The 24,932-nt window shown below is 38.3% G+C and carries 24 protein-coding genes and 3 other annotated features; of the genes, 20 read left to right on the forward strand and 4 right to left on the reverse strand.

Going from position 1 to position 24,932, the window contains the following annotated elements:
• The first annotated feature begins 135 nt into the window (after window positions 1–135).
• The 11 genes from speD to MKY09_RS06835 all read left to right on the forward strand — a co-directional run bounded on the left by speD (window position 136) and on the right by MKY09_RS06835 (window position 9,757).
• Complete coding sequence (gene speD, locus MKY09_RS06785; protein ID WP_169360302.1) at window positions 136–519, forward strand: adenosylmethionine decarboxylase; 384 nt, start codon at window positions 136–138, stop codon at window positions 517–519.
• A 118-nt stretch (window positions 520–637) separates the two neighbouring features.
• Complete coding sequence (gene nrdR, locus MKY09_RS06790; protein WP_169360301.1) at window positions 638–1,102, forward strand: transcriptional regulator NrdR; 465 nt, start codon at window positions 638–640, stop codon at window positions 1,100–1,102.
• Window positions 1,103–1,132: 30 nt separating this feature from the next.
• On the forward strand, window positions 1,133–2,488 hold the full coding sequence (locus tag MKY09_RS06795) for a DnaD domain protein (protein WP_169360329.1): 1,356 nt from the start codon (window positions 1,133–1,135) through the stop codon (window positions 2,486–2,488).
• A 9-nt stretch (window positions 2,489–2,497) separates the two neighbouring features.
• Window positions 2,498–3,439, forward strand: coding sequence for a primosomal protein DnaI (gene dnaI, locus MKY09_RS06800; protein WP_342567931.1), 942 nt, complete (start codon window positions 2,498–2,500; stop codon window positions 3,437–3,439).
• 50 nt (window positions 3,440–3,489) lie between these two features.
• Window positions 3,490–3,716: a binding site (T-box leader), on the forward strand.
• 119 nt (window positions 3,717–3,835) lie between these two features.
• Window positions 3,836–5,764, forward strand: a complete 1,929-nt coding sequence (gene thrS, locus MKY09_RS06805) for a threonine--tRNA ligase (protein WP_342567932.1) — start codon at window positions 3,836–3,838, stop codon at window positions 5,762–5,764.
• Between the two features lie 71 nt (window positions 5,765–5,835).
• Window positions 5,836–5,982: a sequence feature (ribosomal protein L20 leader region), on the forward strand.
• Window positions 5,983–6,063: 81 nt separating this feature from the next.
• Window positions 6,064–6,585, forward strand: coding sequence for a translation initiation factor IF-3 (gene infC / locus MKY09_RS06810; protein WP_251553479.1), 522 nt, complete (start codon window positions 6,064–6,066; stop codon window positions 6,583–6,585).
• Window positions 6,586–6,615: 30 nt separating this feature from the next.
• Complete coding sequence (gene rpmI / locus MKY09_RS06815; protein WP_053588661.1) at window positions 6,616–6,816, forward strand: 50S ribosomal protein L35; 201 nt, start codon at window positions 6,616–6,618, stop codon at window positions 6,814–6,816.
• Between the two features lie 47 nt (window positions 6,817–6,863).
• Window positions 6,864–7,223 carry a 50S ribosomal protein L20 gene (gene rplT / locus MKY09_RS06820; RefSeq protein ID WP_169360298.1) on the forward strand — a complete coding sequence of 120 codons (360 nt, stop codon included), beginning with the start codon at window positions 6,864–6,866 and terminating at the stop codon, window positions 7,221–7,223.
• A gap of 358 nt (window positions 7,224–7,581) precedes the next feature.
• The gene (locus MKY09_RS06825) at window positions 7,582–7,866 is read left to right on the forward strand and encodes a DUF1294 domain-containing protein (RefSeq protein WP_342567933.1); all 285 of its coding nucleotides are present in this window, start codon (window positions 7,582–7,584) and stop codon (window positions 7,864–7,866) included.
• A 581-nt stretch (window positions 7,867–8,447) separates the two neighbouring features.
• Window positions 8,448–9,218 (forward strand): hypothetical protein, encoded by a 771-nt coding sequence (locus MKY09_RS06830; RefSeq protein ID WP_342567934.1) that lies wholly within the window; start codon window positions 8,448–8,450, stop codon window positions 9,216–9,218.
• Window positions 9,215–9,757 (forward strand): AAA family ATPase, encoded by a 543-nt coding sequence (locus MKY09_RS06835; protein WP_342567935.1) that lies wholly within the window; start codon window positions 9,215–9,217, stop codon window positions 9,755–9,757. The genes MKY09_RS06830 and MKY09_RS06835 overlap by 4 nt, the downstream gene beginning before the upstream one ends.
• 230 nt (window positions 9,758–9,987) lie before the next feature.
• Here the strand turns inward: MKY09_RS06835 and MKY09_RS06840 are convergent, their stop codons facing one another.
• The gene (locus MKY09_RS06840) at window positions 9,988–10,374 is read right to left on the reverse strand and encodes a sigma-w pathway protein ysdB (protein WP_251553376.1); all 387 of its coding nucleotides are present in this window, start codon (window positions 10,372–10,374) and stop codon (window positions 9,988–9,990) included.
• Window positions 10,375–10,520: 146 nt separating this feature from the next.
• Between MKY09_RS06840 and dut the strand changes: the two genes are divergently transcribed.
• The 4 genes from dut to argF all read left to right on the forward strand — a co-directional run bounded on the left by dut (window position 10,521) and on the right by argF (window position 15,675).
• The gene (dut, locus tag MKY09_RS06845; protein WP_169360294.1) at window positions 10,521–10,955 is read left to right on the forward strand and encodes a dUTP diphosphatase; all 435 of its coding nucleotides are present in this window, start codon (window positions 10,521–10,523) and stop codon (window positions 10,953–10,955) included.
• A 496-nt stretch (window positions 10,956–11,451) separates the two neighbouring features.
• Window positions 11,452–13,374, forward strand: coding sequence for a DUF2207 domain-containing protein (locus MKY09_RS06850; RefSeq protein ID WP_342567936.1), 1,923 nt, complete (start codon window positions 11,452–11,454; stop codon window positions 13,372–13,374).
• 103 nt (window positions 13,375–13,477) lie between these two features.
• A complete protein-coding gene (locus MKY09_RS06855; RefSeq protein WP_251553378.1) occupies window positions 13,478–14,566 on the forward strand; it encodes a M42 family metallopeptidase in 1,089 nt (362 codons plus the stop codon).
• 143 nt (window positions 14,567–14,709) lie between these two features.
• Complete coding sequence (argF, locus tag MKY09_RS06860) at window positions 14,710–15,675, forward strand: ornithine carbamoyltransferase (RefSeq protein ID WP_342567937.1); 966 nt, start codon at window positions 14,710–14,712, stop codon at window positions 15,673–15,675.
• A 254-nt stretch (window positions 15,676–15,929) separates the two neighbouring features.
• On the opposite strand, the gene MKY09_RS06865 is transcribed toward argF, so the two are convergent.
• Both MKY09_RS06865 and MKY09_RS06870 read right to left on the reverse strand, forming a co-directional pair.
• Window positions 15,930–16,913, reverse strand: a complete 984-nt coding sequence (locus MKY09_RS06865; RefSeq protein WP_342567938.1) for a bile acid:sodium symporter family protein — start codon at window positions 16,911–16,913, stop codon at window positions 15,930–15,932.
• A 1-nt stretch (window position 16,914) separates the two neighbouring features.
• Window positions 16,915–18,309, reverse strand: a complete 1,395-nt coding sequence (locus MKY09_RS06870; RefSeq protein WP_342567939.1) for an FAD-linked oxidase C-terminal domain-containing protein — start codon at window positions 18,307–18,309, stop codon at window positions 16,915–16,917.
• Between the two features lie 189 nt (window positions 18,310–18,498).
• Between MKY09_RS06870 and MKY09_RS06875 the strand changes: the two genes are divergently transcribed.
• Together MKY09_RS06875 and MKY09_RS06880 are read left to right on the forward strand one after the other, a co-directional pair.
• On the forward strand, window positions 18,499–19,089 hold the full coding sequence (locus MKY09_RS06875; protein WP_169360286.1) for a DUF2441 domain-containing protein: 591 nt from the start codon (window positions 18,499–18,501) through the stop codon (window positions 19,087–19,089).
• Window positions 19,090–19,105: 16 nt separating this feature from the next.
• Window positions 19,106–19,444, forward strand: coding sequence for a DUF3221 domain-containing protein (locus MKY09_RS06880; protein ID WP_342567940.1), 339 nt, complete (start codon window positions 19,106–19,108; stop codon window positions 19,442–19,444).
• 26 nt (window positions 19,445–19,470) lie between these two features.
• On the opposite strand, the gene sspI is transcribed toward MKY09_RS06880, so the two are convergent.
• Window positions 19,471–19,680 carry a small acid-soluble spore protein SspI gene (gene sspI / locus MKY09_RS06885; RefSeq protein ID WP_169360284.1) on the reverse strand — a complete coding sequence of 70 codons (210 nt, stop codon included), beginning with the start codon at window positions 19,678–19,680 and terminating at the stop codon, window positions 19,471–19,473.
• A gap of 179 nt (window positions 19,681–19,859) precedes the next feature.
• On the opposite strand from sspI, the gene MKY09_RS06890 reads away from it, so the two are divergent.
• The 3 genes from MKY09_RS06890 to pheT all read left to right on the forward strand — a co-directional run bounded on the left by MKY09_RS06890 (window position 19,860) and on the right by pheT (window position 24,421).
• Window positions 19,860–20,624, forward strand: a complete 765-nt coding sequence (locus MKY09_RS06890; RefSeq protein WP_342567941.1) for an RNA methyltransferase — start codon at window positions 19,860–19,862, stop codon at window positions 20,622–20,624.
• Window positions 20,625–20,679: 55 nt separating this feature from the next.
• Window positions 20,680–20,912 (forward strand) — a binding site (T-box leader).
• Window positions 20,913–20,959: 47 nt separating this feature from the next.
• A complete protein-coding gene (gene pheS, locus MKY09_RS06895; protein ID WP_169360282.1) occupies window positions 20,960–21,997 on the forward strand; it encodes a phenylalanine--tRNA ligase subunit alpha in 1,038 nt (345 codons plus the stop codon).
• Window positions 21,998–22,009: 12 nt separating this feature from the next.
• A complete protein-coding gene (gene pheT, locus MKY09_RS06900; RefSeq protein WP_342567942.1) occupies window positions 22,010–24,421 on the forward strand; it encodes a phenylalanine--tRNA ligase subunit beta in 2,412 nt (803 codons plus the stop codon).
• The last annotated feature ends 511 nt before the right edge of the window (window positions 24,422–24,932 follow it).

Consider the following 24,932-nt stretch of genomic DNA (forward strand, 5'->3'; position numbering starts at 1 on the left):
AATGTTTTATAATGGAAATCGTGTACTTCTAGTACATAGACTACTTAAAGGGTTAGGACCTCTTAGGACTAACTTTCCCCCGTGGTAGTCAACTTTGATGTTAAAAATAAAACTTATCAAAGGGGGAAACGGACATTGGAGACAATGGGACGTCACATTATTGCAGAACTATGGGAGTGCGATTTCGACAAACTTAACGATATGCAATTTATCGAACAAACATTTGTTGATGCTGCACTAAAATCAGGTGCAGAAGTTAGAGAAGTTGCATTTCACAAATTTGCACCACAAGGTGTAAGTGGAGTCGTTATAATTTCCGAGTCGCATCTAACGATTCACAGCTTTCCAGAGCACGGTTATGCAAGCATTGATGTGTATACTTGTGGTGATTTAGATCCATCAATCGCGGCTAACTATATTGCAGATGCTCTTAATGCTGGAACACGCGAAACGCTCGAAATGCCACGTGGAATGGGTCCAGTCAAGGCACCTAAAGAACGCATGACAGTTCAAGTGTAATGAAACATGAACAAAACTGAGTGAGCAGAGGAATTTATTCCTCTGCTTTTTCGATTTTATGAGGAAAAGTTGTTATAATAGGTATACAAAATTAAAGCAAACGTTTAGGAGAGGTTCTATGAAATGCCCAGCATGCCAATTTAATGGCACTAAAGTGGTCGATTCCAGACCGATAGATGATAATAAGGCAATTAGAAGAAGGAGAGAGTGTGAGGATTGTGGGTTTCGCTTCACGACCTTTGAAAAGGTAGAGGAAACTCCTTTAATTGTCGTAAAGAAAGATGGATCTCGTGAAGAATTCAGCCGAGAGAAAATATTGCGAGGGCTAATACGTGCATGTGAGAAGAGACCTGTTGCACTTGACCAATTAGAGGAAGTTGTGTTTTATATTGAAAAGGAACTAAGAAGAACAGGTAACTCTGAAGTTAAATCAGAGGAAGTTGGCGAAAAGGTCATGGACAAGCTTGCTGAGATTGATGAGGTTGCCTATGTAAGATTTGCTTCCGTATATCGCCAGTTTAAAGACATAAATGTTTTCATTGATGAGTTAAAGGAAATCTTAAAAAAGAATCCTTCATTATAAGCAATTATTTAAGGAGTAGGTAAACAAGTGATGTTATATAAGGAGCTACACTCGACAGATACATATATGATTCGCTTGCCGTATTCTTTTTCTGATTATGATCGTCAGCTGCTAACGTTATTTTATCAGCCACTAGTCGGAGCAGAAAGCATGAGCCTTTATTTGACGTTATGGGCTGATGGAGAAATGCAAAGTGAAAACCAATGGACACATTATCATTTATTAAATGTTCTTGGCTTATCATTGGGGAAAGTTTTTCAAGCGAGAATAGCACTAGAAGCAATTGGTCTGCTGCGCACTTGGCAAAAGCCCAATGGAGATGGACGCAGCTTCTGCTATGAACTTGAAGCTCCTCTAGATGCGGAATCTTTTCTAAAGGATCCTTTGTTATCCATGTTCCTACTAAACAAAATTGGGGAAAGTGCATATAAACAGCTTAGAAGCCGTTACATTCAAACGTCTAACTGGCAACATGAGTATACAGACGTCTCAAGAACCTTTGTGGATGTTTTTAAACCAACTACTAAAACAGGTTTACCTGCATCAACGGAAGAAAATTTCCAGTCAAAGACACGAAATAGTTCTGTACCTTTCTATTACGAGGATTTCGATTTCTCCTTGCTGCAAGATGGCCTATCTGAGCAACTGGTTCCGAAGTCTGCCATGACAACAGAAGCTAAGGAAGTAATTGCAAAGCTTGCATTTTTGTATAATCTATCGCCAGTAGAAATGCAAAAGGTCGTTATTCTAGCTTTGGATGATGAACTTCGTCTTTCGGATGCTAGATTGAAAAAAGCTTGTGCAGAGTATTATAAGCTAACGGTCTCTCGCACTGCCCCAGTTATTCAAAAAATAGAACCAGCTTCGAAAGTAGTACAAACAGACGAAAAGAAACTAACCAAAGAAGAAGAGCTGATTCAATATTTGGAAACGACTGCTCCTGCAAAGGTCTTGAAGGATATTGCTAATGGGAAAGAACCTATACTTGCAGACGTTCAGTTAGCCAATTATTTTGTCACGCATTATAAAATGCCAATCGGGGTAGTTAATGTTCTGTTACAGTATGTGCTTCTTCGTACAGACATGAAGCTGACGAAGAATTATGCTGAAAAGATTGCTTCTCACTGGATGCGTAAGGACGTTAAGACAGCTAAGGAAGCTATGGAATTAGCAAGAAACGAGCACGAGCAGTACATGAAATGGAAAAGCGAAGGATCTAAGCAAAAGACATATTCGAAAAAACCGACTAGAGAAGAAAAGGTGCCAGATTGGTTTTATAAAAAAGATGACGAGTTAAAGCGTACAGGAAAAGAAACGAATGGCATACAAGATATAGATGCTGAAAGACAAAAGCTATTAGAAGAACTAGGAATGATGAAAAGGTAGGTGAAGGAAATGGAACGGATTAATGAAACGCTCAAAAGAGTAGTCACTCCTGAATTTACTTCTCGATTGGATGAGCTGCAGCAGGAAGTATTAGAGGAACCAAATATACAAGCATTTATAGAGGAAAACTCAGATGAAATATCTAAACAGGTAATCAATCGGAGCTTGAGTAAGTTATATGAATATAAATCACAGTCTCATGATTGCAAGGGCTGTCCTTCCTTAGACGAATGTGCGAATTTTATGAAGGGCTATGAGCCGAAGCTAGTGTTAGACCGAAGCCTAATAGATGTTGAGTATGTAAGGTGTAAACGAGGGGGTATAGAGGATGAGCGTAAAAAAGTGACCTCTATGATAGACAGTATTCATATGCCTAAAGAGGTGATGGAGGCTAGTCTCTCAAGCTTAGACTTACAAGATGATAGTCGTGTTGTAGCAGTTCGAGCTGCTAAGGACTTCTTAAATGAATGGGAAAGAACAAATAAATTACCTGCAAAAGGACTTTATATTTACGGAAAGTTTGGAGTCGGTAAGTCCTACTTATTGGGCGCACTAGCAAACGAACTAGCAGCTAGACATATTCATTCAGTAGTTGTATACGTCCCTGAATTTCTTCGCGAAATGAAACAGGCTATACAAGATCAATCTCTTCCTGAAAAAGTAGAGTTTGTAAAAAAAGCACCTGTGCTTATGCTAGACGATATTGGTGCAGAAACAATGTCTAGCTGGACGCGTGATGAAATTATAGGAACTATTCTCCACTACAGGATGTCAGAACAGCTTCCAACCTTTATGTCTTCTAACTTTAACTATGATGAATTACAGCATCATCTTTCTTATACGCAACGAGGAGAAAAAGAGGTAGTAAAAGCAGGACGTATTATGGAACGGATCAAAGCGCTGACTATCCCAGTTGCTCTTCAAGGGAAGAACTGGAGAGAGCATAAATAACTACTTGCAAATGCTAAAGTCGTGGCGTATAATCATTTTCATAAGAACAAGTAGATGCGTTGAAGAGGATAATAATCAGTTTGTACGACTTTTTAGAGAGAGAAGCCTTGGCTGAAAGCTTCTTAAGCACCGGCAATCGATTTACCACCTCCGAGCAGCAGCTGTGAAATTGTAGTAGCAGCTTGCCGGTCACCGGTCCGTTAACCGATGCAAAGCTTCGTCTATATTCGTATAGATAGAAGAAGGGTGGAACCACGATTTAAACCTCGTCCCTTTACCGGGACGGGGTTTTTTATTTTGTCTAAAATAATCGTCTTACCTAAACCAGCTAATCTGCTCAAGGGAAGAGCGATTTTAGGCTGATACTTAATCCAAAATTATTAAGGAGTGTTCAAAGTGGCAGATGTTATTAAGTTACAATTTCCAGATGGAGCAGTAAAAGAGTTTCCTTCATCAACAACTACAGAAGAAATAGCACAATCTATTAGTCCAGGGCTTCGAAAAAAAGCTTTAGCAGGTAAATTAAGCGGTCAGCTGATCGATCTTAAAACACCGATTACTGAGGATGGAGAGATTGCGATTATTACTCCTGAGTCAGATGAAGCGTTAGAAATTCTGCGTCATAGTTCAGCTCACTTACTGGCACAAGCTGTAAAGCGTCTATTTAAAGATGTTAAGCTAGGAATTGGACCAGTCATTGAAAATGGTTTCTACTATGATATTGACTCACCAGAACCAATAACAGCTGATGACTTACCTTTAATAGAAAAAGAAATGAAAAAAATTATTAGTGAAAACATCGAAATTATTCGTCATGACGTTTCTCGTGAAGAAGCTTTTGAAAAGTTTCAGGATGATGAGTATAAAGTAGAGCTGCTTGAAGCGATACCAGCTGGAGAACAAGTTTCGATTTACGAGCAAGGAGATTTCTTTGACCTTTGCCGTGGTGTTCATGTTCCTTCTACAGGAAAGCTAAAAGAGTTTAAACTGCTAAGCATTGCAGGAGCATATTGGAGAGGTAACAGTGACAATAAAATGCTTCAACGTATTTACGGAACTGCCTTCTTTAAAAAAGAGGACCTTCAAGCGCATCTTAAAATGTTGGAAGAGGCAAAAGAACGTGACCATCGTAAAATTGGTAAGGAGCTAGAGCTTTTCACTAACTCTTTAAAGGTTGGACAAGGTTTACCTCTATGGTTACCAAATGGTGCAACTATCCGACGCGTAATTGAGCGTTATATCGTAGACAAGGAGCTAAAGCTTGGTTACAAACACGTTTACACACCAGTTTTAGGGTCTAAAGAACTTTATGAGACATCAGGACATTGGGAGCATTACCAAGACTCTATGTTCCCTCCTATGGAGATGGATAACGAAACACTAGTATTACGTCCAATGAACTGTCCTCACCATATGATGATATTCAAAAACGGTATGCATTCTTATCGTAACCTTCCTCTACGAATCGCGGAGCTAGGAACAATGCACCGCTATGAAATGTCTGGAGCAGTATCAGGACTTCAACGTGTACGTGGGATGACGTTGAACGATGCCCATTTATTTGTACGTCCAGATCAAATTAAATTGGAATTCCAAAAGGTTGTTGAATTAATCATCTCTGTCTATAAAGACTTTGACTTGAAAGATTACTCATTCCGTTTATCTTACAGAGATCCTAACAATAAAGAAAAGTACTTTGATGATGATGTAATGTGGGAAAAAGCTCAAAGCATGCTAAAAGAAGCTATGGATGAATTAGGATTAGATTATATTGAAGCAGAAGACGAAGCTGCATTCTACGGTCCAAAACTAGATGTTCAAGTAAAAACTGCTATTGGTAAGGAAGAAACATTATCAACAGTTCAATTAGACTTCTTACTACCAGAGCGCTTTGATCTAACATATGTAGGGGAAGATGGAAAACCACATCGTCCTGTCGTTATTCACCGTGGAGTAGTTTCTACTATGGAACGTTTTGTTGCATTCCTAATAGAAGAATACAAAGGAGCTTTCCCGACTTGGTTGGCACCAGTGCAAGTTGAGATTATTCCAGTTTCTAATGAAGTACATTTCGAGTATGCTAAGCAAATTGAAGAGCAATTAGTTGCAGCTGGGTTCCGTGTAGAAATGGATGACCGTGAAGAAAAGCTTGGCTACAAGATTCGCGAAGCACAAATGCAAAAGATTCCTTATATGCTAGTGCTAGGAGATAAAGAGTTAGAATCAGGTAATGTAAACGTTCGTAAATATGGAGAGCAAAAATCCGAAAGTATTCCGTTCGACGAATTTTTAGCTCGTCTGCAAGAAGAAGTAGCACATAATTAATTATATAATTATATTGTTGACAAATAGTTTTGTGGATGGTATAGTTATTTAGGTTATTGAATACAAGTTTGTGGTATAAGAAGAGGCTGCCCGCTTCTCACCTGCTCGACACATTGGTTGTTGACTGGTAAGCACACGATCGACTGTAATATGTAGTTGCTACATATTTCTCATATCGGCGGGCAGACATTAACAGATGTCTGCTCGCTTTTTTATTGGATCGAAAACGGCGTGACTGATTCGTTTCTACGGAATTTATGCCCAAACCATGTATTCGCGACACTATCTGGAGGTGGATCATTATTAGCAAAGACATGTATGTGAACGATGGCATTCGAGCACGCGAACTACGCGTTATTGATCAAAATGGTGATCAATTAGGTTTAAAAACACGTAACGAAGCACTTGAAATAGCAGGTCGTGTAAATTTGGATCTTGTCCTTGTGGCTCCTCAAGCCAAGCCACCGGTCGCTCGTATCATGGACTATGGTAAATTCAAATTTGAGCAGCAAAAGAAAGATCGTGAAGTTCGTAAAAATCAAAAAGTTATCGTAATGAAAGAGGTTCGCTTGAGCCCGACTATCGATGAGCATGATTTCCAAACGAAATTGAAAAACGCGATCAAGTTCCTTGAAAAAGGAGACAAAGTGAAAGCATCTATTCGCTTTAAAGGTCGTGCCATTACTCATAAAGAGATCGGACAACGAGTTTTAGATAGATTTGCAGAAGCTTGTGCGGAAGTATCCACTATCGAGTCAAAACCGAAAATGGACGGACGCAGTATGTTCTTGGTGCTTGCACCGAAGAACGAAAAACAGTAATAGAGTACAATTGTTTAGGAGGAATTCGACATGCCGAAAATGAAAACTCACCGTGGAGCTGCAAAGCGTTTCAAAAAAACGGGTACAGGTAAATTAAAACATGACCGTGCTTTTGGAAGCCACTTATTCGCTAACAAATCTACTAAAGCTAAACGTAAACTACGTAAAACTAAAGTAGCTTCTTCAGGCGATTACAAACGTATCAAAACTTTACTTACTTACATGAAATAATTTAAACGAAATCAAATTATTCGAAAGAATAGCAGGAGGTAATGAACATGCCACGCGTAAAAGGCGGAACAGTGACGCGCAAGCGTCGTAAAAAGGTATTAAAATTAGCTAAAGGTTATTACGGTTCTAAACATACATTATATAAAGTAGCAAACCAACAGGTTATGAAATCTTTAATGTATGCATACCGTGACCGTCGTCAAAAGAAACGTGAATTCCGTAAACTATGGATCACACGTATCAATGCGGCAGCTCGTATGAACGGACTTTCTTACAGCCGTTTAATGCACGGATTGAAATTAGCTGAAATCGAAGTAAACCGTAAAATGTTAGCTGAATTAGCTGTAACTGATGCAGCAGCATTTACACAAATTGCTGATTTAGCAAAAAAAGCAATCAACAAATAAGTTAGATGAAAAGGCTGATAGATTTTCTATCAGCCTTTTTTTACAATCTAATTTAGTTTGCCTGTCGGGGCAGACATAGGGCTTACGCTTTTCTTGTTGTCTAGCTTCAGCCCCTTGCCCCTCGGGGTCAAATGGATAAAAGCTGCGGTGGCTGGAGAGCTGCCTCCTCGCTTTTCCCCATTTGCCTGTCAGGGGCAGAGATAGGGGCTTATGCTTTTCATATTGTCTAGCTCCAGCCCCTTGCCCCTCGGGGTCAAATGGATAAAAGCTGCGGTGGCTGGAGAGCTGCCTCCTCGCTTTTCCCCATTTGCCTGTCGGGGCAGAGATAGGGGCCTACGCTTTTCTAAGGAGGATTATTATGGTTAATGTGATTCTTATTTTAATTTTTTTAATGTCGGTGTCAGCGTTCCTATTGATGGGCTATGATAAGTCCCAAGCAAAGAAAAGGGGACAAAGAATATCGGAAAAAACATTATGGACTTTTGCAATCTTTGGTGGAGGCATAGGTGCTTATTTGGGAATGCAGTTATTTCGTCATAAAACATTGCATACTAGCTTTCGTGTAGGCTTTCTTATGCTAATGATCGTGTATGTCTTTCTAATAGTTTGGCTATTAACGGATAATAGTCCCATAGTATTCTAGATTCAGTGGTAGAAAATATAATCCTGAAACCTTTCACTTAGTAAATCGTATAAAACTAATGAGAGGACTGAGAAGATGACTAAATACAATAAGTATTTGCTACCTATGATAGGTCTAATAGGAGTGACTATAACAGGACTCCTTTTAATAATTGTTACATCTAGTTATTTTCATACAAAGGAAATTAACTTACTCACTAGCGGTTGCACTGAAGCAGAGGGAGCTTCGGCTTTGGTAATACATAATAACTTAACAAGTGATTATTCCTTTGAGTGTAAGAAATGATAGAAGCCTTGGGACGAGCCTAGATTGTTAGGCTCTTTTTTTATTGGAAAAAATAATAAAAACCAGAAAAAAGAGCGCAGAGCTGGTAGAAAAGTATAACTAGAGATATAGGTTTTTACAAAAATATGAATTTTTAATTAAATTAATATATAATTTAACTATGGATTGCAGCAATAAGCGGCAACGCGCGTAGTGAGATAGAGAAGACGTCGCCATAGCTGAAATCAATTCTACATTCTTATAAAAATCATATTAATGATTGATTCAATTAACAATAAAATGGAGTGATGGATGAAATGAAGCATATTTATGCATTTGAAACGCCATATGAAGCAGTTAAATATCTAGAAGTCATAGAATCCTTTAAAGTTAAACTGAATGAATTTAAAGCTTTATTAGAAAAAGAATATGAATTAAATGATTCTCCGAGAGGATTCATTTGGACTCCGGGGGACATAGCAACCAGTGTCTTTTCAGATGTTCCCATACCAGCGTATACAAATCGGCACTTAGTCTATATGACTCCAGATATTATGGAATGGCGAATTTTTTTTATGAATATATATGAGAACGTCGAAGATGAGTTTATAAAGGATTTTTACCGGAATTTTAAAGAAGAGGATATTTTGACAATAGCTGGCCATGAGATGGTTCACCATATCGATTTATTCCCAGATGAATTTGATGAAGAAAGAGAAAGTATATGGTTTGAAGAAGGAATGTGCGACTATATTGCTCGAAAAAATTTAATGACCCCTGAATCGTTTGAAACAATCACTAAAGTAGAAAGTGCAGTCGTGGCTTATTTCAACGAACAGTTTGGAAGTAGAAGTATAGATCAATTTGGAACTGACTCTTATTCTAATGATATAACTAGCATCATGTTTGATTACTGTAGGAGCTTTTTAACCATCCAATACCTAGTGGAAGAACAAGCGAATAATAATCCTTTGGAAGTCTTTAAACGATACAATCAATGGCATGAGGCAGGGAGAAAAGAGCCTCTTAGTACATATTTTAACGTCGAGAACTTATTGATCTCATTAGATAAAGAGTCAATCATATGAAAAAAAGAATTGTTATAATGACCGTTGGAAAAACACATAGTGGAAAAACTACATTTGCCAAGGCATTAGAAGTGCATCTACCAAACTCAGTCGTGATTGATCAGGACAATCATGCGGAATTTCTGAATACTCATTATAAAAGCTTATTACCTAAGACTGCAAGCAATAATTTAAAATATGGACTAACCCAAATGATTGTTGATTATGCAGTAAATGAAACGGATTGCCATCTAATTTTATGTAACTCTAATAGAGGTATTGGTGGTAGAGTAAGATTTTTAGAGTATTATAAGAGTCTTGGCTTTACGACAATTGTCTTGAACTTTGATATACCAGAAGAGGTATTATTAGAAAGAGTGAAGAATAGTGAGAGAAGTACTTCTATTTTAAGGACTGCCTTAAATTTTGAGGAAGTCTTGATGCGTCAAAATGGAGAAGACGTTACTGATCCATCTGAAGAGGAAGCGGATTATTTATACGTGATTAAGAATACCGAAGACGTTCAAACCGTCATTTCAGAAATTGTCCGATTAGCTTAACTGTTGTTCGTGATGAAAAGGGGGATTATCTATTAAGAAATTGGCAGGTATATTTATTCTGGGAATCGTAGTGTATTTTGCGATTACAACATTATTTAATTTTTGATTTAACTCTAAAATAACTCAACTTTGTTGATTGATAGCAACCAGCAAAGTCGAGTTATTTTTTTACAAGGTAGTTTAGTCCTGATTACTTAATCTACCGACATTATTTCAAAAATGAAATGCTTTTAATCCTGTTCCTTCATCAACTGTTCAATTGGACTCTTCCAATTTATTTTAGCGTTCGGGTAATTCATTCGTATTTCATTTTGCAGGAAATAAAAGTCCTCTTTTGTGAATCCCTGTAGTTTAGAAGGATCTTTAATCCAAATGAAAATAGATACTACCTCGAAAGCCTGATCAGTAGTACCAAGATATTTTTCGCCCTCAAACATGGCACCTTTATACGTAATAAAGAAATTTTTGCGTACATTTTTTATATCGTCATAGAAATAATATTGTTCTTTTTCATTTGCTTCGTCCAGCTTTCGTCTCGGATCAAATAAATAGCGTAATATTCTATAGAATACATATATAATAAGTATAATTATTAGTAATCGTATAATATGGACCATTAAAATGTCCTCCTTGTAAAATACATGATACCTGCTATACGATAGAAGAAGTAGTTTGGTTTCAAAATAATTTATTTTTTTTGAAAGAAAATAAATATATTTTTTCACAATACATATAAATCTATACAAAGGAAAGAAGGATTTAAATGGAACAAACATTAAAAGTAAAATTAATTCATGAAGATGCAATGGTACCGAACCGAGCAAATGAAGGCGATGCAGGAATGGATTTGTATTCAATTGAAGAAAAGGTAATACAAGCTGGAAAATCAGCATTAATCAGAACAGGAATTGAGATGGAACTGCCCAAAGGAACAGAAGCACAGGTTAGACCAAGAAGTGGTTTGGCGTTAAAGCATTCCATCACCGTTTTAAATAGTCCTGGAACGATAGATGAGGGCTACAGGGGAGAAGTTAGAGTCATATTAATAAATCATGGTTTAGAAGACTTTACAGTAGAAAAACATATGAGGATCGCTCAAATGATTATAGCTCCAGTTTTACAAGTGAAAATAGAGCAAACGGAAAGCTTAACCGAATCTGATAGAGGAAGAGGGGGCTTTGGTTCATCTGGGAAGTAGAGCTTAAACAAGAAAAGCGCAAGCGCCTATGTCTGCCCCGACAGGCAAATGGAGAAAAGCGAGGAGGCAGTTCCTCAGCCACCGGAGCTTTTATCCATTTGACCCCGAGGGGCAAGGCGGTGGAGCTAGACATCAAGAAAAGCGCAAGCGCCTATGTCTGCCCCGACAGGCAAATGGAGAAAAGCGAGGAGGCAGCTCCTCAGCCACCGGAGCTTTTATCCATTTGACCCCGAGGGGCAAGGCGGTGGAGCTAGACATCAATTTATCCACAGGTTCCGAGTTTTATAATTTCCTTAACAATAAAAAATACCCCGAATATGAATTCTTCGAGGTATTTTTTTGATTTTGGAGAACTCTATATGCGAAATAAAAGAAAATCTATAGTGTTCCTACCTATTTATGGCCTTTAAATGTAGTAGCTTATTTATTAAAACTGAAACTTATTTGTTTTACTTTCCGTACGATAGTTATCTTGGAAGTAGGGGGAGGTTGTCATATGAAAAAGTTTATTATTCCATTCTTGTTATTCATGTTAGCTTTCCTTTCCTTTAGCCCTATAGGGGAAGCAAAGTCTTATAGCATTGACAAAGTACATATAAAGTCATGGATTCAACCAAACGGTGACTTATTAGTTAACGAGGTATTTACCTATACTTTTGATGGTTCCTTTCATAACCTTTATAGAGAATTTCCTGACACATACAATGGGAAGGTAGTAGATTTTTATTCCTATGAGCTTACTAGCTTAGACATGGAGCCAGGCTTTGTGGGAGCAGAATCGATGATTCCATTAACTGTCTCCTTTGAGGAAGGCCATTTTCGAACAAACATCAAGAAAACTAATGAGAAGGTATCTTACTTCTATGCTTATACCTTAAAGAATGCTGTTAAGACATATGACAATTACAGTGAGGTAAAGGTGACGTACTTTAGCGGGGATGCACATGATCAAGCTTACGAGAATGTGACAATAGATTTTATACTTCCGAAACCACTAAATCCTGATACTTTCGATGGATTTATGTTTGATCGACATGCAGGAAATCGAGAAAAAAACCAATATGGTATACGATTTGTGACTCCTAAATCGGAGGCGTATTCTACTACGGAGACTAGTTTCTATTTTCCTTCTTCCGTAATGACAGCAATGCCGAAAATTAAGTCCGCACAAACTTTAAGTGGGGCCATTGCTTTAGAGCAAAAACAATTTAATCAGATGCTGAGTCGTTTAGATTACAATGAAATGGTAAAGAGTCTCATCCCAAAAGTTATGATGGGAATGCTTATTGTCGCTGTCTTATTAATTGTTTTATTACCACAGAGACATTTTTGGAGGGTTGACTCTGAAACAAATGTGATAGAGACGGATGCTTTATATATGTTTTTTGTTGATCAAATTGGCAATACTCATAAAAAAAGCTTTTTGGCAGGGTTATTTTCATTAGTAGAAAAAGGAGCAGTAAAGGTAAGCAAAGGAAAAGCGGCAGTTCGTTTTCAAAATGATACAAAGGCTCCTAGAGAGACATTAGAGTTTCAACTGGTGAATCGAAGTCTAGTGAATGCCAATTTCGAAAATACAATGATAGATTGGCTATTTGGAGTAAAAAATGGATCAAACAAATGGACGTTTAACTTACACGATGTTGCTGGAGCAGCAAGAGATGAGAAAAGGCAAAATGGCTATTTTGCTCAGCGGAAAAAAATATTTAAAGAAAAGCAGAAGCAATGGGAGCTAGCAGTTGAATCAGAGATGATCGAGGCTGGTGCCTTAAATAACCGTATCCCACTTATGATTTTAAGTATAGCGACCATTATATTGGCTATACTATTTTCTATTGCATATTATGCAGACTTAAGAAGCATCTGGGGAATTGTATGCATCATAACAGTATCTCTTATATATATCGGAATGCTATGGTGGAAGAAAAAATCAAAACGATTATTATTCTTATATATGGGTTTCATGTTTTTTGCTAGCGTAAATTTAGTAGATGAAGCATTACTTCACCAAACGAATGATTTGTTACTTGCATTTATTGTTTTATATTTTACTGTACCAAGAAATATTTTATCGATGAATGCAGTCAGAGCTAAGGATTCTATAAGGGCTTTTAGAAAAGCACTAAGCAAACAAGATCATACTGTATTGCACAAGGAAGATAAGTGGATCATTCGAGCTTATTTGTTTAAACGAAGTCGCCAGTCTTATCCACTAGAAACAGCGCGTGCTGTCCCGTTGGCTGGATTGCTGTTAACAGACACAGACCCTATGAAATATGTAGAGGATTCATGGAGATGGACAAAAGGATATCTATTTTCTGGAGATGGTTCTTCTGGAGGCTCCGCTACATATTCAGATAGCGGAGGAAGCTACGGAGGTGGCAGCGGGGATAGTGGTGGCGGCGCCGGTGCCGATTAATGCAGGTGTATTTGTGTATCTTTAGAATTTTAAAAATATATTTTGAATAAGCATTCAATTTATCATATAATTAACTGGTGAGTATATTTAGGAGGGCGAAATAATGACAAAATTAGATGAAACATTAACAATGCTAAAAGAACTTACAGATGCAAAAGGGATTCCCGGTAACGAGCGTGAACCGCGTAAAGTAATGGAAAAATATATTGCCCCTTATGCAGACAAAATTGAATATGACAACCTTGGTAGCTTAATCGCTGAAAAAGTGGGAGATGCTAACGGACCTAAAATCATGGTTGCAGGTCACTTAGACGAAGTTGGTTTTATGATTTCCAAAATTGATGACAAGGGATTCTTGAGTTTTCAGACAGTGGGAGGCTGGTGGTCACAAGTAATGCTAGCTCAACGTGTAACGATCGTTACTCGTAAGGGCGAAACTATTACAGGTGTTATCGGTTCTAAACCACCACATATTCTTAGCCCAGAAGCACGTAAAAAGCCTGTCGATATTAAAGAAATGTTTATTGATATTGGTGCTTCCTCTAAAGAAGAAGCTATGTCATGGGGAGTATTACCAGGGGATATGGTCGTTCCATATTTTGAATTCACTGTAATGAACAACGATAAACTTCTACTTGCAAAAGCTTGGGATAATCGTATTGGTTGTGCTATTGCAATAGATGTATTGAAAAATTTACAAGGCCAAGATCATCCAAATATCGTATATGGTGTCGGGAATGTTCAAGAAGAAGTAGGTCTTCGCGGAGCTAAAACCTCTACAGCAAAAATTAACCCTGATATCGGCTTTGCAGTTGATGTGGGTATTGCTGGTGATACTCCAGGAATCACTCCAAAAGAATCATCTAGTAAAATGGGAGATGGCCCTCAAATCGTCCTATTTGATGCATCTATGGTATCCCATAAAGGATTACGCGATTTTGTAGTGGATACAGCAGAAGCAAACAATATCCCTTATCAATTTGAAACAATTGCTGGTGGGGGAACAGATGCAGGTTCTATGCATATTTCCTTAAATGGTGTACCTTGCTTGTCAATCGGTGTAGCTACTCGTTATATTCATTCACATGCAGGAATTCTGCATAGAGATGATTACGAGAATACAGTTAAATTGATTGTTGAAGTTATTAAAAAGCTTGATCGTGATACAGTAAACAATATAACTTTTAACTAATTAAACAAAACTAATGAAGAATACAGCAGTATTCCTCATTAGTTTTTTTATGTATAAAAAATGTATATAAATTCGCTTGACTTTATAAATATTCATACTTATAATAACAATTACAGAAGATACGGGTAAAGGGGATTATGAGTATGAAATTATTGGAGTGGGTAAATCTTAAATTAGTTGATAGTTTAAAAGGAAAGGATCTTTTAACACTATTGGATTACTCTAAGGAAGAAGTGACTGAATTACTAGAACTAGCAACAAACTTAAAGTCTTTAACGAAGGCTGGTAAATGTCCTCCATTGTTAGAAGGGAAGACATTAGGAATGATATTTGAAAAGCATTCTACTCGTACAAGGATTTCGTTTGAGGTGGGGATGAAGCAGCTAGGTGGAAATGGTATGTTCATGAACGCTAGAGATTTGCAGATTGGTCGTGGGGAATCTGTCTATGATACAGCACATGTCCTCTCGGGTTATCTAGATGGCATTATGATTCGTGCTAATTCACACGCTATGGTTAAAGAACTTGCGGAGCATGCGAGTATACCTGTTATAAACGGCCTAACAGACCTCTACCATCCATGTCAGGCGTTAGCAGATATATTAACAGTACAAGAAGTGAAAGGTCATACAAAAGGGCTGAAGCTGGCTTTTATTGGTGATGGTAACAACGTTGCACATTCCTTAGTGATTGCTGCTGCATACATGGGCATGCACATTGCTGTAGCAACGCCAGTCGGCTATGAGCCGAATGAAGAGATTATGGCAAAGGCAAAGGCAATTGCTCTTGCAAACGAAGGTTCCTTGTTTGTTTCTAATGATCCACTAGAAGCTGCGGTGAATGCAGATGTAGTTTATACAGATGTTTGGACTTCCATGGGGCAGGAGGAGGAAGCTGTTAAGCGTTTGGAGGAATTTAAGGATTATCAAATTAATGACAAGCTAGTAGCCAATGCGAAAGCAGATTATATATTCCTTCATTGTCTTCCGGCTCATCGAGAAGAAGAGGTTGCCACATCTGTTATAGATGGACCTAACTCATATATATTCCAGCAGGCAGAAAATCGCTTGCATGCACAAAAAGCCGTACTTGCTTCTTTGATGGCTTAAAAATCTTTGAATAAGCTGTAACGACAGGGTGTGTCCTACAGTTTATATATATGCGATGTTGCTTATCTAGAAGGATGACCTCATCGCTACATAGGAAAAGCGATTCCGGGAGACGCTGGGATCGCTTTTTATTACGTTTATACAAGAAAAGAATTTAATAGTGATGTATTACTAAAACTGTATTGTCTTTTTTTCGTTATGATGAAAAAAATAGGAATGGCAGTGGATTAATCCACCACCATTCCTATTCAAATTTAAACCTGTGAAGGCTTACTTTCTAACGGGATCGCTTCCATCTCTTCTTCCTCGGAATCTGCTGCATTTTTTGACCAAATAGTTGCTATAATTGGGCCTGAGATATTGTGCCAAACAGCTCCTAGAGCGCTTGGAAGTGCAGCTAACGGTCCTAAATGGGCAGTTGCTAGTGCAACACCTAAGCCTGAGTTTTGCATACCAACCTCAATTGAAATGGCACGGCAGTCAGATCTAGATAGCTTCATCATTTTCCCAGTGAAATAGCCAAGCAATAGACCAGCACCATTATGAAGGAAGACCCCAACAAAAACTAATAATCCTGCAGAAGCGATGTTATTAACATTACCTGCGACTACTGCTGAAACAATGATGATAATAGCTAATACAGAGATTAATGGTACAACGTTTGCGCTTTTTTCTACAACCGTTGGTAATAATTTTTTAATAAGTAGACCAAGAACAATCGGAACGATAATTACTTGGACAATGGACATAAACATATCCATTACATTTACCGGCATCCATTGCCCAGCTAACCATAAAAGTAAAACTGGTGTCATTAAAGGCGCCAAGAGAGTAGAGAAGGACGTCATTGTAATAGAAAGTGGTACATTTCCTTTCGCTAAGTAAACCATTACATTTGATGCGGTTCCACCTGGTACAGAGCCTAGGAGTACAAGGCCGGCAGCTAATTCATTAGGAAGCTGTAGCATGTAGGCTATTGCAAAAGCAACTAATGGCATGATGACAAATTGTGCTGCTACACCGATTAATACTGGTTTAGGATTAGTTAAGATTAGCTTAAAATCTACTGCTTTAAGCGTTAGGCCCATTCCAAACATAACTACCCCTAGTAGGAGAGTTATATAACTACGAAATGGCAGGAAGGTTTCTGGTATTAAGTAAGCTATTACAGCAATTAAGATAACCAAGAGGGCAAAATATTTGCCAGCAAAGCTACTGATTTTCTCTAATGTTTTCATATTACTCACCTTCTCTTTCAAGTTTTACAATTTTGTTTGGATTTAAAATATTGTTGGGATCTAAAGCAACTTTAATCTTTTCCATAACTTGAAGTGCCTCCCCGTGTTCTGCTGCCTGGTATTTTTGCTTCCCTACACCTACCCCGTGCTCGCCTGTACAAGTACCTTTTCGTTCCAGAGCGTATCGTACGATTTTTTCGTTATAGGTCACGGCCTTCTGTATTTCTTCCGGATCGTTCATATCAATCATGATAAGGGCATGGAAATTTCCATCACCGACATGACCTGTAAGGCCTCCTATCAACCCGATAGCATCAAGTTCCTTACGTGCAAATATGACAGCGTCAGCTAGCTCGGAAATAGGAACACAAACATCGGTCACCATGAGCTTCTTTCCTACGTTTCCATGAATGTAAGCATAGGCTAGATTATGTCTTGCGTCCCAAAGCTTGTTTCGAGCAGCGTTATCGGTTTCAAATTGAATATCCTCACTGCCATGGTCCTTCACAATTTCTTGAGTAAATTCTACATCTTGAGCAAGTCCAGCTTCATTGCCGTGGAATTCCAAAAACAATGTAGGCTTTTCAGCGTAGTTAGTTTCACAAAATTGATTTACCTGACGAATAGAGCTTTCATCTACTAGCTCTACGCGAGCAATCGGTATACCTGCCTGTAAAATAGAGGTTACTGCCTCCACTGCATGTTTGACAGTAGGGAATGTTGCTCTAGCAGCAGTCGTGAATTCCGGGATGCCATACACCTTTAAAGTGAGTTCTGTAAAACAGCCTAATGTACCTTCCGAACCAACAAACAACCCATTCAAGTGAAATCCAGAGGCAGATTTAGCTGCCAAGTTTCCTGTATGTATGACTGTTCCATCCGCAAGCACTACTTCTAAATCTCGAACTTGATCTCTCATAACTCCGTACTTTACAGTTGTAGTCCCACTCGCATTTGTAGCGGCCATTCCACCTAGAGTAGCATCAGCACCAGGGTCAACCGAGAAGAATAAACCATACTTTTTTAACTCCATGTTCAGCTGTGTTCTCGTTACACCTGGCTGGACTATCACAAGTAAATCCTGTTCTCTTATTTCCAAAATTTTATCCATTAAAGAAAAATCGATCGTTATTCCATTATCATAGGGAATCACATGCCCTTCTAAACTCGTGCCACGACCAAATGGTATGACTGGAACTCCAAGTTTATTAGCAGTCTTCATGATATTGCTGACATCTGCCGAGTTTTTAGGGAAAACGACAATGTCTGGCAAGCTAATAGAATGGTAGGATTCATCTTTTCCATGTAATTCTCGGATAGTTTGGTTGGTGGAGATCTGGTCTTGCTCTAGGTGTTCTTGCAATGCTTCCACAATATTTTCCATTAAAATCTTCATTCGCTTCGCCTCTTTGCTATAATTTAGATGTATAACTTTTATGATTTTTCTAATTATTCAAACTCATAGAGTAATTATATACAGTATATTATATAAATCAAGAACAAATTATCTAATAAATAAAATAATTTAGTAGTTTAGTGAATTGAAATGTTTTGTTTTCTATTTTATTAATAAAAGGAGAAAAAAATGACGGAGAATGAACTAGTTGTATATCATATTGTTACACGAAACAAGATGAGAGTAGGACAGATAATTGATTTTAGTGAGAACCAAAAGAATACGTTATATCACTTCTTTTTTGAAAAAGAACAATTAAATTCCAAGGGAGAAGACTTTGTTCAAATTTTTCAAAACCAATATACAAATGAAGGGGTGAACTTAACTAAAGAGGATGCAGAAGTTGGCCATAAATATTTGGACCAAACGACTAGAGCAATTCGTGAAACGATAGTAGAAATGGTTAGATTAGAGGAATATCCGAATTACCCATCTAGATTATCCTGTCTATATGCTACAAAAAGCTTAGAGGATGCACTCAAATGGGCAGACTTATTTAATTCCTATAATCGGCAGGTGTTGCAGCTTGTTAAGCTTCGAGTTGATGGTAAAACTTTTGAGGGAGATGCTAGCTTTTTGCCAAAGGAAGATGGTATATCTTTTGCAAAGAAAATAGAGCAGGCAAGAGAGTATTGGCAAGGAAATGTAATCAGTGGACTACCTGAGATGTTAGTGGACGGAAAAATAGAAGTTGTAGAAATTCTAGAAGAGTATGAATAATGTTGGGAGGTTAACAATGATTCGATATTTTGGGTTTCTTATAATACTTGTATCCGTAGTTAGTTTATGGGGTTGTAAAGAAGAAAGTCAGGAAAATCAATTTGTGAGGGAAGGGATAGTAGCAGAGGTCTCTGATGCTCATGTTTTTATTTATGAAGAGCAACCAGGAATAGATAGAATTCTAACAAAGGAGGAAGTTACATCTAAATCTATTCAATCTTCTTCCTTTGGATTTGACGAACAAATCTCTAATATAGAGGTTGGGGACAAGGTGAAAGTTTGGTATGATGCCTTGGACACAAGCTTACCAAGCTCTGGTCATGGTACTAAAATTGAATTAATAAAGAGACCGTAGTATCTACGGTCTCCGTTAGCCAATACTTATTGAGCAAATGCAGTAGAAACATTATTTAGCATTGCTTGTTTGCTGGATTCATCAGCAGATTTCCACCATTTTTCAAAAATTACGCCTAGACCAGGTAGTAAATGTTCTTCTCCTCGGTTAATTGCATCTTCTACCACTTCTTTAATATCAGTAGCTGAATTACCCTTTAGGTTAGCTGCTATTGCTTCTCGAATTTGAAAATCCATTTTCATCACTCCTTGTCTTCATCTTTCCCCACGTCTCGTCAACTATACATAATTTTTTTGAATTGACGGAAGATAAATATGAACATATGAACTAATCGAGGAACATGATATAATCTTCTACAAAGAAAAGATGCTAAACTATTTGTTTTGCAGCATTTTAGAAAAAGGCGGTACAAAATATGAAACGAATCGAATCTCCTCAAAACTCTTTAGTGAAGCATTGGAAAAAATTACTCAGTGTTCGAAAAGAAAGAGATAAAACTGGTGAATTTATTATTGAAGGCTATCATTTAGTAGAAGAAGCAATCAAACAAAAAGAACTTGTCTTAACAATCATGTTAAGCGATACAAGTGAAATTCCTGCCAGTTGGGATGTAGACAATCTAGAAATAGTAGAAATTAATGATGTTATTAAAAAAGAGCTTGCAGAAACAGAGCATACCCAAGGCATTTTTGCACATTGTAAACAAAATGCGGCTCAAGCAGATGAACAAGAAAATTGGAGTAAATTTTTATTAATCGATGCGGTTCAAGACCCTGGGAATATTGGAACGATGATCCGTACGGCTGATGCTGCAGGGATAGACGCTGTTATTCTTGGAAAGGGATCAGCTGATGCGTATAATTCTAAAACGCTTCGCTCTGCTCAAGGCTCTCATTTCCACATACCTATATTAAAAGGTGACTTAAGCTATTGGGTCGATCAGCTAAAAGAGAAAAATGTAAAAGTATATGGCACGGCATTTGAAAATTCAACGCCGTTTCATGAGGTAGAGAAAAGTGATGCGTTTGCATTAATAGTAGGAAACGAAGGTAGCGGTATACAAGCAAGTCTTTTAGAACAAACGGACCAAAATATTATTGTTCCTTTATTGGGCCAAGCGGAATCTTTAAATGTCGCAGTCGCAACAGGAATTCTTCTTTATGGGCTTACATTGAGATAAATACCCTTGATGAAATGTTTAAAAGTCCGTATAATAGATAATAATTTGATAAATAAGAAAAGCTGTCATCGGGAAAAGTATATATGATTATTCGAATGTAGGGATTTTGCGCCTAGACTGGAAGCGTAAATGGAGAATTCATATAGAAGTTCACCCCGTTAGCTGCCACCGGGACCAGTGTTTACTGTAAAGGTGTGCCGGTGTAGAGCCGTTATTCGAATTGAGTGATTGCACGTTTAGTTGTGCAATAATCAGGGTGGTACCGCGAAATTAGTCCTCGTCCCTTTTATAGGGGCGGGGATTTTTTATTTTGTCAATTAGGAGGGATTTTTCAAATGGAAGCACAACTTCAACAGTTAAAAGAAGAAGCATTACAAAAAATTGAAGCTTCACAAAACACAAAAGAATTAAATGATGTGAGAGTAGCGTATTTAGGAAAAAAAGGACCGATTACAGATTTATTAAAGGGTATGGGTAAACTCCCAGCTGAAGAACGTCCAAAAATGGGAGCACTTGTCAATGTAGTGCGTGAAGAAGTAACTGCCGTTTTAGAAGCACGTATGACATTACTTCAAGAACAAGCGATTCAAGAACAGCTTGCAAAAGAGTCTATTGATGTAACATTACCGGGAAGACCAGTGAAAACAGGTAATCATCACCCACTCACTCGTGTAGTGGAGGAAATCGAAGATCTATTTTTAAGCATGGGTTATGAAATTGCAGAAGGTCCTGAGGTAGAAAAGGATTATTACAATTTTGAAGCATTGAATTTACCAAAAGGTCATCCAGCACGTGATATGCAGGATTCCTTCTATATTTCAGAGGATATTCTATTGCGTACGCATACCTCTCCAGTTCAAGCGCGCACGATGGAAGCAAAAGAAGGGCAACCAATTAAGATCATTTGTCCTGGTAAGGTATATCGTCGTGATAATGATGATGCTACCCATTCTCATCAATTCACTCAAATCGAAGGTTTAGTCATCGGTGAAAATATTCGTATGAGTGATTTAAAAGGTACTTTATCTTTATTCGCGAAAAAAATGTTCGGAGAAGATCGTGAAATTCGACTGCGTCCAAGTTTCTTCCCATTCACAGAGCCCTCTGTAGAGATGGATATCTCTTGCTTCAAATGTGGAGGAAGTGGTTGTAACGTATGTAAGAAAACAGGTTGGATTGAAATCCTAGGAGCAGGTATGGTTCATCCTAATGTTCTTGAGATGGCTGGTTATGATTCTAAAAAGCTTTCTGGTTTTGCGTTTGGTATGGGACCAGAGCGTATTGCAATGTTGAAATATGGAGTGGAAGATATTCGTCATTTCTATACAAATGATGTGCGTTTCTTATCGCAATTCCACCGAACAGAAGTGTAAGGAGGAAATGACATGTTAGTATCAACGAAATGGTTATCAGAATATGTAAACACACAAGGGTTGGACCCGAAAGACTTAGGTGAGAAAATTACTCGCTCAGGAATAGAAGTGGACGCAGTGAATGATCGCTCTCTAGGCATGACAAATGTAGTAGTTGGATATGTAAAGGAAAAAGTGAAGCATCCAGAAGCAGATAAGCTAAACATCTGTCAGGTGGATGTAGGAGATGAAATCACTCAAATTATTTGTGGTGCTCCGAACGTTGACGCTGGTCAAAAGGTAATCGTTGCACGTCCTGGAGCTGTGCTACCAGGTGGCATTAAAATTAAAAAAGCAAAGCTACGCGGAGAAGTATCTAATGGAATGATCTGTTCTCTTCAAGAGCTAGGTATTGAAGGTCGCCTAGTAGCTAAAGCGTATGCAGAAGGGATTTATGTTCTTCCTGAAACAGCTGTACCAGGTGAAAGTGCACTTCCTTTATTAGGCCTGGACGATGTAGTGCTAGAGCTAGGTTTAACACCAAACCGCTCGGATGCACTAAGTATGCTAGGAGTTGCTTATGAGGTAGGGGCTATTCTTTCAGAGGATATGAAATACCCTGAAGCTTCTTACACTGAAAGCAGTGAAAAAGCAGAGGACTATTTAAAGCTTCAAGTGGATGCAATAGAAGAAAATCCTCTGTATATTGCTAAGGTTGTTAAAAACGTACAAGTAAAAGAATCTCCATTATGGCTACAGAATCGTCTGATGGCTGCTGGAATTCGTCCTCATAATAACGTAGTAGATGTTACTAACTATGTATTAATGGAATTTGGTCAACCACTTCATGCATTTGACTATGACCGTTTAGCAACAAAGGAAATCGTTGTTCGCCTTGCAGCTGAAGGAGAAAAGATGGTTACACTCGATGACCAAGAACGAACACTTAAATCTAACCATTTAGTAATAACTAACGGTAAAGAGCCGGTTGCTATTGCTGGAGTAATGGGTGGGGCTAATTCAGAGGTTCATGAAGGCACGACAACCGTTGTAATCGAGTCAGCTTACTTTGCAGCTGGATCTGTACGTCAAACATCGAAAGACCATAACCTACGTAGTGATGCAAGTGCTCGCTTCGAAAAAGGTGTGGATCCAAATCGTGTAAATATGGCAGCAGAGCGTGCAGCAAGCCTATTAGCAGAGCTTGCAAATGGTGAAGTACTAGCTGGTTCCGTAGTTGTAGATAAGTTAGATAAATCTCCAGCTGAAGTTATCGTTTCTCCAGACTTCATTAACAGTCGTTTAGGAATGAAGATATCTTTAGAGGATATGACATCTATTCTGTCTCGTTTGAAATTTGAATTCCAAGCAGCTAATGGATATTTATATATTAAAGCACCTACTAGACGTCAGGATATTAAAATTCCGGAGGACATCGTGGAAGAAATAGCTCGTATGTATGGTTATGATGAGATTCCAATGACGTTACCTGTGGAAGAGTCTAAACCAGGTGGTTTAACATCCTACCAAGCAAAACGTCGCCAAGTGCGTGGTTTTATGGAAGGTGCAGGACTTTACCAAGCAATTACGTACTCATTAACTTCTAAAGAAGTAGCACAAAAGTTTGCTTTAGAAACTGCTCCTGTAACGGAACTATTAATGCCAATGAGTGAGGAGCGTAGCACGCTACGTCAAAGCTTAATCCCTCATTTGCTAGAGGCTGTAACGTATAACACTGCTCGCCAAGCAGATACCGTTGCATTGTATGAAATTGGTTCTGTTTTCTTAGGAGAAACAGCATCTGGATTACCTCATGAGCAAGAGCATTTAGCAGGCGTTATTGCTGGTAAATGGGTTGAGCATAGCTGGCAAGGAGAGAAAAAGTCAGTAGATTTCTTTGTTTTAAAAGGAATTGTAGAAGGTTTAATGGATTTACTTGGTCATACAAGTGAGTTAACCTTTGAACGTACAGTAATGGAAGGAATGCATCCAGGAAGAACTGCAACTATCCAATTGGCAGGGGAAGAGATCGGTATTATTGGTCAATTACACCCGGCGGAACAAAAAGCACGTGACTTAAAGGATACGTATGTATTCGAGCTGAATTTAATGAAGGTATTAAACAAAGATGCTGGAACATTGTATTATTCACCAGTTTCTAAATTCCCTTCTATTACTCGCGATATCGCATTAGTAGTGGATCAGGAAAAAGCTACTGGAGAGCTGCAAGCAATTATTCAACAATCAGGTGGGAAATTGCTTAAGGGAGTACATTTATTCGATTTATATGAAGGAGAAAAAATGGAACCAGGCAAAAAATCAGTTGCATTCTCTCTAACGTATTTCGATCCAGAGCGTACATTAACGGATGAAGAAGTAGTTAATGCACATAACAAAGTTCTAAAAGCATTAGCTGAGCAAGCAGGAGCCGAGCTGCGAGGATAAACGCTGATCACCTTGCAGAGATGGGCTAGAACCTTGCGGAAACGAGTCAAAACCTTGCAGAGATGACGCAAAATCTTGCGGAAATGAGTCACAACCTTGCGGAGAATAGCTAACCTTGCAGAGATGAGCTAGAACCTTGCGGAGATGTGCTAGAACCTTGCAGAGATGACTCTAAACCTTGCGGAGATGACGCAAAATCTTGCGGAAATGAGTCACAACCTTGCGGAGAATAGCTAACCTTGCAGAGATGAGCTAGAACCTTGCAGAGATGACTCTAAACCTTGCGGAGATGACGCAAAATCTTGCGGAAATGAGTCACAACCTTGCGGAGAATAGCTAACCTTGCAGAGATGACTCTAAACCTTGCGGAGGCGAGTCAAAACCTTGCGGAAACGAGTCAGAATCTTGCAGAGATGACCCCAAATCTTGCGGAAATGAGTCACAACCTTGCGGAGAATAGCTAACCTTGCAGAGATGGGCTAAAACCTTGCGGAAACGAGTCAAAACCTTG

This window comes from Psychrobacillus sp. FSL K6-4046 (genome assembly GCF_038624605.1).
Classification (GTDB): domain Bacteria; phylum Bacillota; class Bacilli; order Bacillales_A; family Planococcaceae; genus Psychrobacillus.

Excerpts from the sequence above, each read along its gene's own strand:
- nrdR (WP_169360301.1), top strand. The coding sequence starts at position 638 with ATGAAATGCCCAGCATGCCAATTTAATGGCACTAAAGTGGTCGATTCC.
- MKY09_RS06795 (WP_169360329.1), top strand. The coding sequence starts at position 1,133 with ATGTTATATAAGGAGCTACACTCGACAGATACATATATGATTCGCTTG.
- dnaI (WP_342567931.1), top strand. The coding sequence starts at position 2,498 with ATGGAACGGATTAATGAAACGCTCAAAAGAGTAGTCACTCCTGAATTT.
- rpmI (WP_053588661.1), top strand. The coding sequence starts at position 6,616 with ATGCCGAAAATGAAAACTCACCGTGGAGCTGCAAAGCGTTTCAAAAAA.
- rplT (WP_169360298.1), top strand. The coding sequence starts at position 6,864 with ATGCCACGCGTAAAAGGCGGAACAGTGACGCGCAAGCGTCGTAAAAAG.
- MKY09_RS06825 (WP_342567933.1), top strand. The coding sequence starts at position 7,582 with ATGGTTAATGTGATTCTTATTTTAATTTTTTTAATGTCGGTGTCAGCG.
- MKY09_RS06830 (WP_342567934.1), top strand. The coding sequence starts at position 8,448 with ATGAAGCATATTTATGCATTTGAAACGCCATATGAAGCAGTTAAATAT.
- MKY09_RS06835 (WP_342567935.1), top strand. The coding sequence starts at position 9,215 with ATGAAAAAAAGAATTGTTATAATGACCGTTGGAAAAACACATAGTGGA.
- MKY09_RS06840 (WP_251553376.1), bottom strand. The coding sequence starts at position 10,374 with ATGGTCCATATTATACGATTACTAATAATTATACTTATTATATATGTA.
- dut (WP_169360294.1), top strand. The coding sequence starts at position 10,521 with ATGGAACAAACATTAAAAGTAAAATTAATTCATGAAGATGCAATGGTA.
- MKY09_RS06850 (WP_342567936.1), top strand. The coding sequence starts at position 11,452 with ATGAAAAAGTTTATTATTCCATTCTTGTTATTCATGTTAGCTTTCCTT.
- MKY09_RS06855 (WP_251553378.1), top strand. The coding sequence starts at position 13,478 with ATGACAAAATTAGATGAAACATTAACAATGCTAAAAGAACTTACAGAT.
- argF (WP_342567937.1), top strand. The coding sequence starts at position 14,710 with ATGAAATTATTGGAGTGGGTAAATCTTAAATTAGTTGATAGTTTAAAA.
- MKY09_RS06865 (WP_342567938.1), bottom strand. The coding sequence starts at position 16,913 with ATGAAAACATTAGAGAAAATCAGTAGCTTTGCTGGCAAATATTTTGCC.
- MKY09_RS06870 (WP_342567939.1), bottom strand. The coding sequence starts at position 18,309 with ATGAAGATTTTAATGGAAAATATTGTGGAAGCATTGCAAGAACACCTA.
- MKY09_RS06875 (WP_169360286.1), top strand. The coding sequence starts at position 18,499 with ATGACGGAGAATGAACTAGTTGTATATCATATTGTTACACGAAACAAG.
- MKY09_RS06880 (WP_342567940.1), top strand. The coding sequence starts at position 19,106 with ATGATTCGATATTTTGGGTTTCTTATAATACTTGTATCCGTAGTTAGT.
- sspI (WP_169360284.1), bottom strand. The coding sequence starts at position 19,680 with ATGGATTTTCAAATTCGAGAAGCAATAGCAGCTAACCTAAAGGGTAAT.
- MKY09_RS06890 (WP_342567941.1), top strand. The coding sequence starts at position 19,860 with ATGAAACGAATCGAATCTCCTCAAAACTCTTTAGTGAAGCATTGGAAA.
- pheS (WP_169360282.1), top strand. The coding sequence starts at position 20,960 with ATGGAAGCACAACTTCAACAGTTAAAAGAAGAAGCATTACAAAAAATT.
- pheT (WP_342567942.1), top strand. The coding sequence starts at position 22,010 with ATGTTAGTATCAACGAAATGGTTATCAGAATATGTAAACACACAAGGG.